The following is a 17,859-nucleotide window of genomic DNA, read 5'->3' as shown; positions in this document are numbered from 1 at the left end:
TACTTACTTTACGCGCTGACCTGTTACCGGGTTGATTTTGTATGCTTCAAAATTTGCCTGCACGCCTGTCTTTGCAGAAGATGAATCTTTTGGTGTTGGCGGCCTATATACACGAGTGCCGTCCGCGCTAATAAAACCAAGCCCATTACTTGTTTTTACTGCACCATCTCCAACCCATATTTTACCCAACTGATTGGCTTCGAAAGATGTACCGTTACCTATAGAGAAGTTCGAATTTTTCGTTCCACTCCGTTCACAGCCGCAACTAACCTAAGCACTGAGCAGCAATATTGCTCAGTTTTTTCTTGTTGATCCCTCGGTTTTACATACAAGGTCGCATTTTCAGAGCCGTAGCTAGAAGCTCCGCCTTTTGCACCAATCTAACAGGAGAATTAAAGGATCGCAGCTATGTTTTACGCAACGTCCACCATCGACAGCTCAAATCAGGTTCGAACGTAACCATAGCCTCCGAAATCGAATCACGAATATCAAAGACAACACGAACTCCAGCCTCTGAACTACCCCGTACGAGTTCGATAGACTTCACGCTTTCTGACGAAATGATAGCTAGCTCCTTCTTGGCAAGTTTCAATACAACTTGAAACGACTCCATAACCGCGCTAAAAGAAAAATCCAACTCAAGATCGCTATTTTGGGATTTTAGTTTATAGCGACACAAAGCCAAATCTTTGTCAACCTCTATAGGTTCAATACCAAATTCTTCTAAAAAATCATTTTCGCTAGGAAATTCCATTACTGAATCCTCAGTGAAGCGGTATGACCGTGCTTAGTTTACGAGTTCCATCACCAAGTACCTGGAACGTGCTTTGGAAGTTAGCAGCCTTGCCCGACGGGCCCACGAATAATGACTCCTTAACCTCGAATTTTCCATATTGGTTTGAGAACGTATTTATCACATTACCTTCAGTTTTAGCCGAAAGCGCCAAGTGATCCGTTAGCATCTGACGACCAGCGGCATTGTCAGGAACACCAAGCCTCTTCATTTCTAGCGCAAGCTGATTCGAACGAGAAGCATTATGGGAGTTACTGGCTACTCTGCCAAAGAGGTAGTCAAATTTACCCGGCGCAATTTCGATACCTTTCGCACCACTGCTACCTTCCGCAGCCACCCGCGCCGCGCTTTCCCGCTTCATGAGCGACTCGGCGACCTGCCCAAGCTTAGCAGCACCGTTGACGGCAACAAAAGTCGAAACGAAATCCGTTGCCCACTTCGCCTCTACCTCGGCTGCCTTCCCGGGCTCACCTTGCAGCCGGAAGAGCCGTGCCTGGATGTCGGCATTCTGCTCGGCCTGCAGGAACGCCTTGACCACATCCTGCGGGTTGCTCGCAGACTTGATCAGTTCATGCAAGACGCCGGTGGTGGTACCTTCCGGGTTCGTCACCAGGCCTTCGCCCAGCCCGTACAGGCCTTTGATCTGTTCCACCACGGAGTCGGCAATGCCCTTCCCCGCGCCCAGCACCTGGGCATTTGGGTCGAGCTTGCCGAAATTCAGGTTACGGTTGTAGTAGTCCTCATTCTCCTTGCCCGCCAGCAGGTACTCACCGTACATCTTGTTGTCGTTGAAGTAGCCGCTATGGTTGCTCGCATACCCCTTGAGCAACGCCAACGTCTGTTCAGGGGTGTACTGCTTGCCGGCCCCCTCGACAACAGGAACGTCGCCCACCGCTTGCGCCGCATCGTAATCGGCAGCCATCGGTGTAAGCGCCCTGGCCAGGTAGTCCATGGTCACGGCATCGATCACCAGGCCTTGCTTGGTCAGTACTTCCTGCCACTGCCTGTCGGTGTAGTAGGCGAACGCCTGGGCCATGCGCTGCTCGGCCTCGCCGGGGCTGATGCCGGCCGCGTCGGCCAGTGCCTGCGCCTCCTTCTTGATCAGGCGCGTTTCGTCGGGGTGCGCCTGGCGGTTGTACTGGTCGGCCATCTGGGCGATCCACGCCCCGCTGTTCACATCGCCACCGGCCAAGCCAGCGGCGGCGGCGCCCACCAGCTGAGAGAAGGCCTGGCGCAACGCTGGCTGGCTCTTGAAGGTCTGGTCAAGCACGTTGGCCATGGCCTGGTTGGCCCCGGCCGCAACTGCGCCAGTGGTGAAGTCACCACCGGTGGCAGCCGAGATCGCGCCACCGGTCAGGGCATGCAGGGCAATCCGGCCCTCGCCACCTTCGCGCCAGAAGGCCGCCCCGCTGCTGTCCCCGAGGCCCTCGGCCTTGATCTGCTGCTCCAGGGCATAACTGCCGACGCTATTGAAGGCCACCGCTGCAACCACACTGCCGGCCTGCGACACCAGGCTCTGCATCAGGTTGTCGCCAAGGCTTCCGCCCTTGATGACGGTCTGCGTCACCCCCGACGCAACACCAGTGAAGCCGGCCTGAAGGCCTAAACCTGCGATGCCGTCGAGCGTGTCCAGCTAAAAGGGGTGCAACTTGACTGCAGAAAGGGTGCAGCTTGAGTGCAAAAGGGCTACAGGATGGGTGCAGGAAGGCGGCAAAAGGGGTGCAGACCGGGTACAAAAACACCGGCACAAAGCCGGTGTTAGCGTGGTACAAAGTTAGGGAGCTTCAGTTAAACCATATCAATGATTGGATTCGAAATTCGACTAGGAGAGTCCGTTCATGCAATTGAATCCCTAGCCTAGCATTCATCAGAAAATCTTTACTCTTCATCCCAAAAATTTCCAGGAGGCGCATACTCCCCACCACGTAAGACAGCGCACCAGCCGTAACTTCTACAAAACATCTCAAGATCAAGGATCTTGTAAATGCTTTCATTAATCTTCTGCAATGTAATCAAACCATTAGCAAAATGCGTATACCGACCGCCCGCCCCTGCAACGGCTCTCAATTCCAGCTCTCTACGATCCCATTCTGATACCACCCCCGATGACTCAGGAACAGTATCCGAAAACGAAATCTCAAATTCTTTTGAAACCTTGCAAAAGCAGGGTATTCGTTCCTGTCTGAGTAATTCATCCGTCATCATGTTTTCAGGGAAGTCGATATTTAATTTCACTTAAGTGCACTCCGAGGAACAACAACCTCACCTGAAAAATTTATTTGAAAGGTACTGACGGGACTAAAATGTTGGGTACCATGCGGATCGCGAATAGCTACAACGGAGATTCCATTTCTAGTTGTAACCCCATCCACCACTACAAAATGGGAAAAGTCAGTACCTTTCGTGTTGTCAACAATGCGGACAACCACCGAAGCTCCATCACCGGTGTACCTAGCCAAATCAGCAACATTTCTGCTCCCAAAGGCACTTGCAGGAACACCTTCAGAAGTCATCAGGCTTGCAACATCTCGAGTGTAAATCCCACCCCTCAGAAGGCGCAATCGTTTGGATAAGAGATCCGATATCAACCTCCTTACCCAACGTATCCAAAACCATACCGCAAGAGTTGTGTCTGCAAAGGCACGGGCCCTTGGTTCACGACCAGACGATCACCATTTCTCGGAATTGAATCATCAAGCAATGGGTTTTTGGGAGGTACGCCAGCAAGCTCCCCAGCCGCTGTCGTTGCTTTTGGACCACTGCTACAAGCGAGCACTGTTTCAGCAGGCTTAATAAAACCTGCTGAAGCAGCCAACCCTGTTGAGCCTCTACTCGATAAACAACTATACGCCTGAAATATTTTCAAGGCAGAGTTTGCGGGAGAACCACTCTGCTCCATATCAAACTTATAAAGAATCTTTTCGTTGCTCTCATTGTCAGCGGGATAAACACAGTAATGCTGATTTTCTAGAAGCATCATCTATGATGACCGACGGATCTGCAAATATCGCCCGCAACTCTGCCTCGAAATTATCTCGATAGTCCTTATTACATTCCATCGAAGAGCGTAAAGGCATCTTCGTCGCTCAACCCCACCTCTACGAAGAACAGTGACTCGAGCGCATTTTCAACTGATGAATATTTATTCATAACTATCATCTCACCGGGAAAATCGTGATGGTTTCCCACACACCGGTGGCTGGATTGAGTGCATATCCGTTTGGCTCCACCTAGCTCCTCGGCATGCATGGCAAGCGGATCAAGGACTGGGAGGACGCGAGGAAGAAGGCAGAGTTTAATGACTTATACTTAGGTAACGCTCAAAGGCGCAAACGACAGTCACATTTGCTGACATCCAAACTGCCAAACGTGGCATCCATTTGAGTTATGCATGTTGAATGGAATGCCAAGCAGCCAGTTGATAACTTGATCCGTGAGGCCGCTATGGGGGGCGATTCGATCATGTCGGAACCTCATGGCCATCCTCGTAAACCCAGACAAGCCCTCCTGGAACCCAGCACTCTCCGGCTTTAGTTGCCCAGAAAATATCGTCGTGAATATCCTCCTCAGCAGGCCAAGCCGACTCAAATTCTGCTATTTGTTCCTCAAGTGTGCCAGTCAAAGGTTTTTTTGCAGCTAAATACACACGACTGTCTAAGAGAAGATATCTTAGCACCTGCAGAAAAATTCTTTTTTGGTCTTCATAATTTGCATGTGAATATATATCACACACATTCAGCCAAAGCGCATCCACCGCAAAACCTTCACTCCGCCCTACAATTTCTTTAAATTCTTCCGAATCACGAGAACAAGAAATCATTTGAACTTTACCTCTACCTTTTTAGCTTTCAGATCTGGATGTTTTATAATATCTATAGTCCAGTTCGCGCCGGTCTCCATCCCGGAGCTTGACCTGTCGCGCAGATTAATTTTTACACCATCTTCCCGCGTCAGCACATAGAGGTTGGTTGATTCCCCCCGGATACTGATCGTTTGTACAGGCGGCAAATGCTCTACTCCACCAAGCTGCAGGAAGTAGGACTTCACCATATCGTCAGAAGCGCCAATAAATACGGGTGCATTGTCACTAACCTTAGGATCAGTTTTCAGCGTTTTACCATCAATCGTCAGTTTGAAATCCTTAGGATGCTGTGATTTATCCGCAAACTGCGAAATTATCTCATCCATACGCTCATTCGCGAGCTTTTCCAGCTTTGAGAGTGGCTTTGGTGTATCTCCCGCCTGGGGATCCGGAGCTTCCCCTCCCTTGGCCTCTGGTCTATCCTTCCCGTCCGGCTTATGCGCATGCCCCTCATTGGGTGCTTTCTCAGTGCCCCCTTTGTGCATAGACGAGATGCCCGTTCCGATGATGCTGGCAATGAGGTTACCGCCGCCCATCAGCAGCCGATCGAATTTCTCATCTTTACTAAGATCCTTACCTTCCATGTATTCAGCAATTTTCTGTCCTACATAGTCCTGATATCCCTGCAGCCGCTCCATCAGTGCCTGGCCCAACGGAGTCTGCTCTGCAGCGCTCATCGCTACCGCTTGGACGACCCCCTTGGGACCTTGCGTCAGAGCCAGAATAATACCAATCGCTTGGGCTTTTTCCGGATTATTTTCGATGTAATCGTTGATGTACGACATCGAGCGCAGGCTGTCCTGCAGCAGGGTCAATTCCTTTGTATAGACGGTTGTCTCAGGTAGTAAAACGGTGCCCGCAACACCCATCGGCTTCATGGCCTGGTCAACAATTTCCTTTGCCTCTGCTATGGTCTCAGGCTTGATGTTCCAGAAGCGGCTCAACTCACCCAGCACATTGTTCTGAAAGTTTTCATCCGCCATCAGCGCCATGGCTTCGCTGCGACTCTTACCACTGAGAATCAATTGCTCCAGGGTCTGTTCAGCGAACTCACGAGTTGTAACACCCATGACACCTGGCGCCCACTGCCGCCCCATCAAGCGATCAAGGCGGTTGAGCGTGGCATTGATACCAACACTTGCCGCTTCGAAATTCTTCAGTGCTGTCTCGTCATAGTTGAGCAGTCCGTCGCTCCACTTCTGTAACGTTTCCTTCGGATTCAACGAATCATGCAGCGAACTGTCGGTGACATAGAGATCGGTGCGCGACTCTTTATCGCGAGTGATCTCGTAGGCTTTATCCAGATCCCGATTCAACCCAACCGTGGAGTCCTGCCCGGTCCCAGCATCCTGGCGAACGGTGATCTCCCCCGCCCCCACCGTCGCCCGCACGATCTGCTCACGGTCTTTCTCATACTCCCAACCGCTGACGCTCCAGCCGTTTTCGCCTTTTTCGCCCTTCCCTTGCTGGCTGGCATCCTGCTGCGTCGTGCCGGAGCCTTGCTTCCAGCTCCCGCCGACGTTCAGGTAGTACCCGTGCTCCTGGTCCTTGCCGGCTATGTCGCTATAACCCAAGGTGCCGGTATCGAGTTTGAGGTTGCCGTTGTCGGCGGCGATCAACGCGCCGTCGAGCTGGGTGTGGTGCTCGGTGCGGATATCGACCTTGTCGCGCCCGGTGATACGTGTCTGGTCCTCGACCCATTCGGTCTTGCCGGTGGTCTTGCCATAGCCGACCGAGCCACTGATGCCTGAGCCGGGGCCGATCGTGACAGTCGCGCTGAGATCAAATTCCTTGCCTTTGACCTTGCCAGTATCGACCGCCGAGGCCACGTTCAGGTCGCCGCCGACCCGGCCGATGACCTCGTCGCCGCGCAGTTGGGCGCCCTGAATGTTGGTGTCCTTGCCGCTGGTGAATTTCAGCTGGTCACCGGCATAGACATAGGCCTCCTGATGGCGCTGGGCTTCGCGCTCGAGGTTGCCTTTGCCCAGATTGACGCTGGCATAGACGCCGATACCTTCCGAGCCAAACGCCAGCCCCACTTCACCGCCCCCGCTGTGGCGATTCTGCTCGTACCTGGAATCGTTCTGCGCAGCGCGGATGTTCAGTTCATTACCGGCAGCGAGTTCGACATCGCGCCCGCCCTTGACCTCGGAACCTACGATGTTAAGGTCGTGACTGGCATCGAGGCGAACATCGCGGCCTGCCTCGAGCTGGCTTGGCGACGAAGTCCCCTGAGTGCCATCGGCACCGGCGGCGCCATGGCTGGCACCGATACCGACCTTGAGGCCGCCACTGCTACCACCACTGATACCAGCCCAGTTTTGCGACTCACGGCTCGACTGGCTGCTGCTGCCATGGGCGACATCGATGTTGATGTCGCGACCCTTGATGTCGAGATCACGCCCAGCCTTGACGCCGCTGCCGGTGATCGTGACATCGTTGCCGGCCTGCAATCGGATGTCGTTGCCGGCGTCCAGGCTGGAGCCACGGTTACTTTGCTCGATACTGGTCTGCTGGCTCTTTTGCGAGCTGTTGCCAATTTTGACATCACCCGTCGGGCCGGCCAGGAACTGGTTGAGCGAGTCCACTGCCTGAAGGGTACTGGACCCTTGGCTGACCGCGTTCTCGCCCTTGCCAGCGTTGCTCAGGGCGTCCTTGGTTTTACCGAAGTTGTGATTGATCGAACCGCCAACACCTTGGCTGGCGTACTCGCGCTCCTGCTCGAGCACACGGGTTTCGCGCGCTGCGTCGATGTTGATGTCGCGGCCGGCATCCAGGCTGATGTCATGCCCGGCCACCAGGTCGGAACCGGTCTGGTTGATGTCGCGACCGGCCTTGATGTCGAGGTCCTGCCCGGCCTTGATCTGGCTGGCCGACGCCAATTGCTCGCGCAGCCGGTCCTTTGCGATTTCCTTTTCGACACCGGCGAAGGCCTTGATGCCGTTGTCATCGGCACTGGTGCTCAGGCCGACTTTCGAGGTCTGCGACCAGTTGCGGGTATCGCTCTGGTTCTCCGCCGCCGCCACGTTGACGTCGCGCCCGGCATTCAAGCTGACGTTGCGCCCGGCGTTGACACCACTGCCCAGCAGGTTGATGTCGCGCTCGGCCTGCAGCGTGGCATCACGCTCTGCTAAGACCTGGCTGGCGACACTGGTGCTGCTGCGTGCTTCCTGGCCAGCTTTTTTTGCCGACGCCACCGATACCGAAGGAATGACGACGGCCCCAGGTGAAACCGAGATGCCGACTTTTTTCTTATAGGAATCGCTGTAGCTATAAGCGGCGTCGTTGGCTGACACCAGGTTGATGTCGCCTTCCTTGTCGATCAGCCCCGCGCGCAACTCCACGTCGTTGCCGGCATTGGCTTCACTGGCGCGCAGGCGCACGTCGCTGCCGGCGGCGATGACCACGTCGTTGCCGGCGTTCAGCTCGCTGCCGACCTGGGTGGCGCTGGTCTTGAGCTGGCTCTTGCCGCTCTTCGACAGGCCGAGGAAGCCGGACTTGGTCTTCTTGCTGTACTCGCCATGCTCCTCGACCCCAGACAGCACCGCCACATCGCCGGTGGCGCCGAGCATCAGATCGCCGCCAGCCTTGAGCTGACTGCCGATCACGCTGACATCGCGGCCGCCGTCCAGCCTGATGCCGCCGCTGTCGGTCTTGCTGACGTTGACGGTAAGGTCGCCGCCGGCCTCGATCACCGAGGCGACGTTGGTGCTGTGGTAGCTCTCCTTCTGTGTCGAGCTGCTGCGGCCGAACGAGCCTTTGCTCTTCTTCAGGTAGTAGGAGGCGCTTTCGTCCTGGTCGGACGCGATGGTCAGGTCGCGCTCGGCGTCGATGTCGACATCCCCCTTGCCCTTGACCTGGCTGGCGACGATGGCCATGTCCTGGCCGGCGCTGAGCAAGATGTCGCCACCAGCGTTTAGCGTGGTCGAGACCTGGGTAACCAGGTCCTTGGACTGGGTGACTTTCTTGCTACGACTGAAGCTGTGCGCTTCGTCGGCGGCCGAGGTCAGGTTCAGGTCGCCACCGGCAGCCATGGCGATGTCGCGGCCTGCGTCGATCTGGCTGGCGACTGCGGAGATATCGCGTCCGGCACCGATACTCAGGTCCCGCCCGGCTTCAAGGGTCGCGCCCGACTGCTGCACGGTGCTGTTGCGCTGGGACCCGGAATAGAAGCCTTCACGCTGCTCCACCGCAAGAACGCTGATATCGCGCCCGGCACTGAGCGACAAGTCCCCCCCGCTCTGGATCACGCTGCCGATGTTCTTGATGTCCTGGCCGGCCTTCAACTCCAGGGAATTTGAGGCCTCGATGCGCGCGACGTTGTCGAGATAGTCCCACTGGTTGGTGATGCCGCCATAGGTCATGCTGTGACGCTGCTGGTCACGCTGGTTGAGGATGTCACCGTTGACTGCGGTCAGGCTGACATCGCGCCCGGCAATGATGCCGCCGGCGCTGTTGACCAGGTTATTGCCCGCCAGCAGGTCCAGGCGCTCGCCGGCCTCTATCAGGCCGCCGTTGACCAGGTCGTTGCCCGCCGTGGCGGTGAGGTTGCGGCTGGCGCGCAGGGTACCGACGTTGCTCAGGTCCTCGCCGGCGATCAACTCGACATCCTGGCCGGCGATCAGCGCGCCGTTGGGGGCCAAGCGGTTGTCGGCATTGGCCAGGTAGAGCACCGGCACCAGGACTGCTTCACCGTTGACGACATGTTGCTCCATCCACACGATGTCGTGAGTCAGCGCCGCCACCTGGGCAGCAGTCAGGCCTACGCCGACGCTCAGGTTGAGTTCGTCCTTGCTACGGATGGCGTTGTCCATCAGGTACTTGAACTGCTGCTCACCCGAGGTCTTGCCATCGATGAACTGCTGACCGGTACGGGCCACCACTGCCTGTTGGACCAGACGTTGCTCATATAGGCCGTCACCCAGGCGTTTCCAGCTGTTATCCGGGTCGTAGCCCAGGCTACCGAGCAGGTAATCGGAGCTCATGAACTGTTTGAGTTCGGTGAGCACCGGATTGGTCTCGATCAAGTACTTTTGGGGTTTGCTGACGTACTGGCTGGCCGGGAAGCGAGTGACGCCCGGGATATTGATACCCAGATCGCCACCGGTGTTTGCGTGCCGCTGCGGCATCGCGAAATCGACTGCGGTATCTCCCGGCGCGTTTACCACGAGGGCACTGGCACGGCCGCCGACCGTCCGGCCTTGGTGAGCGACATCAGCGATGTCGCTGTCAGTCAGGTTGTAAGCGCCCGCATTTGCCGCTTGCAATCCGCCCGGCATCGAACCGGGTACGTTGCCCTGACGACTCTGGGTGGTGACACTGCCCGTGCCGAGGTCCCACCGCTGGCCCGATACGGTCGCAGCATTACCGCCTTGCCCGCTGAGGCGGAACAAACCGTTCTGCCCGATGGGCAAGGTGAAACCGCCCAGGTCCAGCGGATTGACCTGCTGGCGTGCCAGGTCGGGTGGCAGTTGGCTGTGAACGGTGATGACCGTATTGTTGCCAGCACCTGGTAACTGAGGATCGAATGATCTGCCGGTTGGAGTGCCGACCGGCTGGCTCTGTTGAACGACACTGTTGCTCAGGTTCTGTCGAGCGTTGATCTGGACCAGATTGCCGGCCTGGACCACGGCATTGATTGCAGTGCCCGTGTTTGGATCGGAAAGAGTCCGGGTATCGAAGAAGCTGGCATTGGCTACCGACGCGGGCAGTGCTGCCCGCACACCGCTGTTGTATGAAGGTGCAACATGGAAGAACTCAACACCTTTTCTCCAACCCCATGAACGATACCACCCAACGCTCATGGTCTCTTCATACGCTTGTGGAGAACTGGTCAGCCGAGGAGCAACGGTCGATTCATTCCAACCTGCATCCCAATGTCGAAATGTCCCAACGCCACCTCGATAACGAGACCCGTCAACCACTTGCAGGCGATAGTCAGGATCGTTGGCGGCGTTGTAGTGCACCGCCTCCGACCAGAAGTCTGGGTTCTGGCCCTGGAGGTTGAAAGACCTCAGTGTCGAGTAGCTGCCCAACGCACGACCGACGTTATTGAAGTCGTCGAAATTAGCCAGCAAATTGCGTCCTGCCGTGACCACCGAAGCATCGTTGGTGAAATCACCGCCATTCATTACCAGATCCTGCCCAGCGGCGATTCTAGCCGCCTGCGAATCCGCTTCCAGCACGTTCTCGTAGTGCTCCTGCAACACGAAATGCCCGCTGGTTGCAGCAGTTGAACGCAGACCGATCGCGCTCGACACCAATTTGCTGGAGGTCTTGATGAACTCCTTGCGATTGTCGACACGCGCCGCACTCAGGCGCATGTCCCCGGCGCTTTCCAGGCTGCCGGAAACGTTGTCCAGCAGATCCGCCAGATTACCCGCCCCATCCCGCGCCACAGTCAGCCCACCGAGGCTGTACACATCGCCATAGAAGTTGGTCAGGCTACCGGTATACAGCTGCATGTCCTGGCCACTGAACAGCAACCCATGATCATTGCGCAGGCTGCCCGTGGTGACCCGCACCAGCTGGTTGCCGCCTAGGGTACCGAGGTTGTTCAGGCTGCCGGCATTGACCAGCAGGTCCCCTGCCGTACTCATCCGCCCCTGGTTGTTCAGCTGGCCGGTCACGTTGACCGTGGTGTTGCCAACGCCGGTGATGCTGGCGTTGCTGCCCAAGTCCATCTGCGCCGCGCTTACCCAGAGGGTGCCGAGGCTGCTGACCCGGCCATTGCCACTGTACAGGCCGCCCAGGTTGAGGCGGAGGTCACCGTCACTGACGATCAGGCCATCGTTGCTCCAGTTGCCGCCATTGCCCACCAGGCTGTCGAACGCCAACAGCTGGCCGTCGGCAGTCTGGGTGAGGTTGTTGACGTTGACGGTCAGGCGCCCGGCCTGGATCGCGCTGCCATTGGTCCAGGTGTCGGCGGTCAAGGTCAGGCCGCCGCGGGTGATCAGGCTGCCGCCGGCACGGGTCAGGTTGAGGGTGTCGATGTCGAACACGCCGCTGCCCGCGTGCAGCACCCTGCCACCAACGTTCTGCAGTACGCCGGCGCCTAGGGTCAGGTCGGTGTTGCCGACTTCCACCACGCCGGCGCGATTGTCGAACAGGCCGCCGATGGCGAACTGGCTCTGGCCGCTGGTGCCCAGTGCGCGCAGTTGGCCGCCCTGGTTGTCCAGGCTGGCGGCACTGATGGCGAAAGTGGTCGAGCTTTCGATGATGCCGCTACGGTTGTCCAGCGCGCCTGTGAGCCCCAGTTCGATACGCTGCCCAACCATCTCGCCACGGGCATCGCCGCCGTTGAGCAGGCTGCTGCCAGTCACCTTCAGCAGGCCGCCGGCCGATACGCCGCCGTCGCGGTTGTCGAGCTGGCCGGTGCGGATCAGGGCATCGCCCGTCAGCGCGGCGATGCGCCCGCCGTGGTTGTCGAGGCTGGCGCTCTGCAGGTCCAGGCTCAAGGCCTGGAGGATGCCACGCTGGCCGGCCGCGTCGCTGCCGTTGCGCAGCACGCCGGTGGTGCGCACGGCCAGGGAGCGTTTGAGGCTGGCCAGGGTGCCGCCACGGTTGTCGACGTTGGCCGCGCCGAGGTCGAGGGTGCCGTCCTGGGCGATCAGCTTGCCGCGCTGGTTGGCGAAATCACCCAGGCTCTTGACGCTGAGCGCACCGCTTGCCTGAACGGTGCCGTTACTGTTGTCGAGGCTGGCAGCCTGCAGGTTCACATCGCTTTGCTGGCTATAGATCAGGCCATCGGCCGCATTGTTCACCGCCCCGTTGCTGGTGAGGGTGAGCAGGCCGCTGGCGGCCAGGGTGCCGTGCTGGCTGTTGTCGACGCTGGCGGCCAGCAGTTTCAGCAGGCCCTGGCTGGCGATCTCGCCGCCTTGGTTATCAACTTGGTTGGCACGCTGGATCAGCAGCGCCTTGCCGCTGGCCAGCTTGCCCTGGCGGTTGATCAGGTCACCCAGCAGGTCGAGGGTCAGGTCGCCCTGGGCGATGAAGCTGCCGGCGCTGTTGTCCAGGCGTGAAGCGCTCAGCTTCAGCGCCTGCTGGGCGGCCACGCGCCCGCCACGGTTGTCGAGGGTCTGGGCATCGATGTCGAGCTGCTCGCCCGCATCGATCAGGCCACCGTCATGGTTGTCCAGCGCAGCAGTGACCGCCAGGTGTTGCGCACCGGCACTGGACAGCACGCCCTTGGCGCTGTTGTCGAGACTGGCGGCACTGACGTCCAGGCGCTGCTGGGCGACCAGGGCGCCACCCTCGCTATTGCGCAGCGCGCCGCCGATGTTGGCCTGCACTGACCCCGCGCGGCTCGACAAGGTGCCTTGCTGGCGGTTATCGAGACGCTGGCCGCTGACCGTCAGCCCCTGCCAACCGGAAATCAGGCCCCCCTGGTTGTCGACTGCACCACTGGTAAGCGCCAGCGTCTGCTCGCTGATCAACTTGCCTGCGCGGTTGTCCACGGCACTGGCATCGAGTTGCAGCGCCTGGGCCGTCGAGAGTTCGCCGTTCGGGTTGATCAGCGTGCCCAGTTGCTTGACAGTCAACTGCCCGGCCGTGGTGATCAGGCCACCCGTGTTGTCGAGGTCGCCACCGCCAAGCGTCAGGTCGATCGCGCTGCCCAGTACCTTGCCGTCGCGATTGTCGAGGCCTTGGCTGGAGAGGGCCAGCGCACCGCGGGCCTCGATCAGGCCGCGGTTGGTCAACAGGCCATCGATGGCCAACTGCATGCCGCCCTGGCTGCTCAGGGTGCCGCCGCTGTTGTCCAGCGACCCGGCGTGAACATCCAGCGCCTGGGCGCCGATCAGGCCCTTGAGGTTATCCAGCCGCTGCTTGACCCGCAGCATCAGGCCCTGGTTGCTGAGCAACCGACCGTTGCTGTTGTCCAGCTGCTTGGCGTCCACGCTGAAGGCCTGGGCGCTGGAGATCTCGCCGCCCTGGTTGGCCACTCCGTTCAGGTTGTGCAACACCAGCAACGGGGCGTTGATCAGGCCGCCGCGGTTGTCCAGCTGGCCCTGGTTGAGGTCCAGGTGTACCGAGCTGTCGCTGAACAGCTTGCCACCCTGCTGGTCGAGGCCGGTCAGCGTCGCGGTGAGCGCTTCGCGGCTGCCGATGCGGCCGCCGTCGCGGTTGTCCAGCTGGCCGGCGCGCAGGTCGAGGGTACGGTTGCTGCTAAGGCTGCCCTGGCGGCTGTTGTCGAGGTGGCCGGTGTTGATGGCCAGCGCGCCTTTGCTCGATACCACGCCTCTGTCGGTGTTGACGAGGCTGGCGCTGGCCAGCACGATGTCGGCGTCGCCGAGCAGCTCGCCGCCCTGGTTCAACAGCTCGCCCTGGCTGGTCAGCCGAAGCTGGCCGGCGCTGCTCATCTGCCCGCTGCTGTTGTCCACCCGTTGCGCCATCAGGGCCAGTTGGCCCTCGGCACTGACCATGCCGAGGCGGTTGAGCGCTTCACCGGTCAAGGTCAGGGTCATGTCCTGCTGGCTGGTCAGGCGCCCGCCATCGTTATCCAGTGTCGCGCCGCTGAGCGTCAGGCCACCCTGGGCTTCGATGGCGCCCTGGTTGCGATTGAGCAGTTGCTGCAAGGCCAGGGTCAGGCCGCTGCCGGCGACCAGCAGGCCGCCGTCGCTGTTGTCCAGCAGGCTGCCGGTGACCTCGACGCCGGCCTTGCCGGTGATTTCACCGCCACGGTTGTCGACCTGGCCCACGCTCAGGGTCAGCGCGCCATTGCTGCCCAGCAGGCCTGCGGCACGGTTGTCCAGCTGGGCGCCCTTGACCTGCAACTGATCCAGGCCGATCAGCGTGCCGGCCGTGTTCACCAGCGTGCCGGCGTCGATATCGAGACGCCCCTTGCTCGACACCTGGCCCTGGCTGTTGTCCAGCACTGCGGCGCTGAACTGGCTGGCGGCATCACTGACCAGCGTGCCCTGGCGGTTGTCCAGGCGCCCATCGATGGCCAGGGCCAGGTTGCCACGGCTGCTGACCACGCCGCCCTGGTTGTCCAGGCTGGCGGCGCGCAGGTCGAGGCCATTGGCCGAGACCAGGCCCTTGGCGTTGGCCAGGGCCTGGGCGATGCGCACGGTCAGGCCTGCGTCGCTGAGCACCTGGCCCTGGCGGTTGTCCAGCGTGGTCGCGGCCAGGCTGAAGGCTTGCGGGCTGGCGATGATACCGCGCTGGTTGTCGACGCTGCCGAGGTGGTTCAGCACCAGCACCGGCGCCTTGATCAGGCCATGGTTGACCAGCGCGCCCTGCCCCAGGTCGAGGGTGATCGAGGTGTTGCTCAGCAGGCGCCCGGCCTGCTGGTCGAAACCACTGGCACTGAGCGACAAGGCTCCGACGCTGTCGATACGGCTGTCGCTGCCCGCGTTGCTGACCTGGCCTGCCTTGAGGGTCAGGCGGTCGTTACTGACCACATGACCATTGTCGCGGTTGTCCAGCGCACCGGTGGCGAGGTCGATCGCGCCCTGGGCGCCGAGCTCGCCGGCGCGGTTGTCGAGGCTGCCACTGCGCAGGTCGAGGGCGCCGTCGGCGGTGATCGAGCCGCGCTGGTTGTCGAGCGCACCGGTAGTCGCCAGGGTCAATGTGCCGGCGCTGGTCAGGGTGGCGTCGCGGTTGTCGAGGCTGGCCGCGCCGATGGCAAGGTTGCCCTCGGTGGTGATCAACCCCTTGCCGTTGTCCAAGGCCTGGCTCAGTTGCAGGCGCGTGCCCTGCACACCGGACAGGCGCCCGCTGCGGTTGTCCAGCGCCTGCCCGTCGAGGGTCAGCTGTCGGGTGGCACGCAACAGGCCCTGGGCCTGGTTGATCACTTGGCCGACGGTCAGCGCCAGGTCGGTACCGGCCAGCACTTGGCCACCGCTGTTGTCCAACTGTTGGCCGTCGATGCCGATCGTCTGGGCAGCCGACAGTTCGCCGCCGCGGTTGTCGACGTTGGCAACCGTCAAGCGCAGGCCTTGCCCCGCGCCCACCACGCCGCCCTGCTGGTTCACCAGCGAGCTGCCGAGCAGGCCCAGTTGACCATTGGCAGAGAGCTTGCCGCCCAGTTGCTCGACACGGGTGATGCGCCCGTCGAGGTCGCCAGCACTGGTCAGGCTGCCGCCGCTGTTATCCAGGTGTTCGGCCTGCAAGTACAGGTCACCCTGGGCGCCGAACACGCCCAGGCGGTTGAGCAGTTCGGTGCCGCTGTAGCGCACCAGGGCCTGGCCGCTGACCAGTCCCTGGTCGCGGTTGTCGAGGCGGTCGACGGTCAGCGTCAGCGCGCCGGCAGCATTGATCCGGCCGCCGCGGTTATCCCATTGCTGGCCTTTGAGGGTCAGCAGCGCCTTGCCCACCAGGCGCCCACCCCGGTTGTCCAGCTGGCCGGCATCGATCTCGGTGGCGCCCTGGCCACTGATCAGGCCGTTGCCCTGGTTGTCGAGCAGCCCGGCCACCTTGGCCGTCACGGAGCCTTCGCCCAGTACCTTGCCTTGCTCGCGGTTGTCGAGGCTGGCGGCATTCACCGCCAACGCCTGACCCGAGGCCACGACCCCATTGCGGTTGTCCAGGGCCTGGTTGAGGTCCAGTTGCAACGTCTGGTTGCTGCTGAGGACACCCTTGCGGTTGTCGAGGCTGGCGGCACGCAGCTGGCTGTCGCCGCTGCTGGAAATTTCGCCTTGCTGGTTGTCGATACCGGCACCGGTGACCAATACCAGGCCCGCGTCGCTGGTCACGACCCCACGCTGGTTGTTCAGGGCCAGGGCGTGGATATTCAACCCTTCGCCGGAAGCCACGCCATCGAGGTTGTCGAGCACCTGGTCGAGGCGGACGGTCAGCGCGGCGTCGCTGTAAAGCTGGCCACTGCTGTTGTCGAGGCTGCCGCCGGCCAGGCTCAAGGTAGCCTGGCTGGCGATGCGGCCCTTGCGGTTGTCCACGGTCGCGGCATTGGCGACGACGTTACGCCCGGCATTGACGCTGCCGCCCTGGTTGTCCAGACGGCTACCGGCGTTCACCGCCAGGTCGCGGCTGGCGATCAGCTTCTGGTTGCGGTTGTCCACCGCGCCTGCGGAGATCTTCAAGTCAGCGTCGGCAACACGGCTGCCATCGGTTGCAATACCCGCCTGGATACCGCCCAGGTTGCTCAGCTGGCCACCCGCGCTCAATTGCACCTGGCCGGCCGCTGTCAGCCCCTGGCGGTTGACCAGGTCGCCCTGGCTGCTCATCTGCAACTGCTGCCCGGCATGCACGGGGCCCTGCGCATCGATGGCCCGGGCCTGGACCCGTACATTGCCGCTGGCACTGGCCTGGTTCATGCGCAACTGACCGTTGGCATCGAGCTGGATGTCGCCACCGCTGGCGATCATCTGGCCATCGAGGCGCACGCCCACGCCGGCCTCGGTGCCCACCAGTTTCACCGCACCGGCATACATGCCGCCGAGGGCGCTGGAGTCGATCGCCAGCGCCGGCCTGGCGCTGCCGTCATCGGCCCGCGCGGTGGCCGCCAGGGTATGCGCATCGACGTCGTTGCGCCCGGCAATGATCGTCAGGTTGCGTGCCTGGATCTCGGCGTTGATCCTGGCGCTGCGGGCAATCAGCTCGAAGCTGTCGACGTTGTTGGCGTTGACGCCTGCGCCTTCGATGGCGATCTGGCCCTGGTCGACCCGGTAACCGGTGAGCTGGCCGTTGCTGATCACCGGTGTGCCGGTGCTGAGCGTGGCCCGCGGCGTATTGATGAAGCCGCAACCATCACAGCTGATGCCGTGCGGGTTGGCGACGATGACATGGGCACCCTGCCCGGCCACTTCGGTGTAGCCGCGCAGCTGGCTGGCATTGGCGCCATTGACTTCGTTGAGGATGATCTGCGCGGCCCTGCCCTGCAGGTTGCCGTTGCCGAGGATGATCCCGCCCAGCTGGGTGGAGGCCGTGCGATCGGTGGCGTTGTTGAGGATCAACCCCTGCTGGCCGACGTTGTAGTCACTGAACTGGTTGTGCGACAGGCCGCTGCCGTTGGGCGCGGCGATGTTGACGATCGGCACGCCATTGCCCGCCTGCCCCAGGCTGGTACCGGCCCCACTGACCGCGATGCCTTCGGCCTGCGCCCACAACGGCTGCCAGAACATGACGTTGGCCAGCAGCAGCGCCAGGGCACGTTTGGGCAGGCCGCAGAAGTACTCGCGCGGCTGAATGCGGGCCGAGCGTTGGCGGGCCAGGAAGGCGAACAGGCGAACGTCCATGTCAGGTC

6 protein-coding genes are annotated in these 17,859 nt (G+C 60.5%); all 6 read right to left on the bottom strand.

Going from position 1 to position 17,859, the window contains the following annotated elements; all coding sequences use genetic code 11:
* Positions 1-406: 406 nt before the first annotated feature.
* The 6 genes from HU738_RS17555 to HU738_RS17530 all read right to left on the bottom strand — a co-directional run bounded on the left by HU738_RS17555 (position 407) and on the right by HU738_RS17530 (position 17,851).
* Entirely contained in the window at positions 407-754 is a 348-nt protein-coding gene (locus HU738_RS17555; protein WP_186603681.1) for a hypothetical protein, read from the bottom strand.
* Positions 755-764: 10 nt separating this feature from the next.
* On the bottom strand, positions 765-2,408 hold the full coding sequence (locus HU738_RS17550) for a DUF637 domain-containing protein (protein WP_367616173.1): 1,644 nt from the start codon (positions 2,406-2,408) through the stop codon (positions 765-767).
* 263 nt (positions 2,409-2,671) lie between these two features.
* Positions 2,672-3,028 (bottom strand): hypothetical protein, encoded by a 357-nt coding sequence (locus HU738_RS17545; RefSeq protein WP_332262034.1) that lies wholly within the window; start codon positions 3,026-3,028, stop codon positions 2,672-2,674.
* 358 nt (positions 3,029-3,386) lie between these two features.
* The gene (locus HU738_RS17540; protein WP_186603680.1) at positions 3,387-3,773 is read right to left on the bottom strand and encodes a hypothetical protein; all 387 of its coding nucleotides are present in this window, start codon (positions 3,771-3,773) and stop codon (positions 3,387-3,389) included.
* Between the two features lie 480 nt (positions 3,774-4,253).
* Positions 4,254-4,613, bottom strand: coding sequence for a DUF596 domain-containing protein (locus HU738_RS17535; RefSeq protein WP_176507894.1), 360 nt, complete (start codon positions 4,611-4,613; stop codon positions 4,254-4,256).
* The gene (locus HU738_RS17530) at positions 4,610-17,851 is read right to left on the bottom strand and encodes a hemagglutinin repeat-containing protein (protein WP_186603679.1); all 13,242 of its coding nucleotides are present in this window, start codon (positions 17,849-17,851) and stop codon (positions 4,610-4,612) included. The genes HU738_RS17535 and HU738_RS17530 overlap by 4 nt, the downstream gene beginning before the upstream one ends.
* Positions 17,852-17,859: the final 8 nt, after the last annotated feature.

This window comes from Pseudomonas vlassakiae (assembly GCF_014269035.2).
Classification (GTDB): domain Bacteria; phylum Pseudomonadota; class Gammaproteobacteria; order Pseudomonadales; family Pseudomonadaceae; genus Aquipseudomonas; species Aquipseudomonas vlassakiae.
Note: the sequence above shows the minus strand (reverse complement) of the source record. Positions and strands in the feature narration are given on the sequence as shown.

Coding starts and splice junctions, on each gene's coding strand:
- HU738_RS17555 (WP_186603681.1), bottom strand. CDS start 754: ATGGAATTTCCTAGCGAAAATGATTTTTTAGAAGAATTTGGTATTGAA.
- HU738_RS17540 (WP_186603680.1), bottom strand. CDS start 3,773: ATGATGCTTCTAGAAAATCAGCATTACTGTGTTTATCCCGCTGACAAT.
- HU738_RS17535 (WP_176507894.1), bottom strand. CDS start 4,613: ATGATTTCTTGTTCTCGTGATTCGGAAGAATTTAAAGAAATTGTAGGG.
- HU738_RS17530 (WP_186603679.1), bottom strand. CDS start 17,851: ATGGACGTTCGCCTGTTCGCCTTCCTGGCCCGCCAACGCTCGGCCCGC.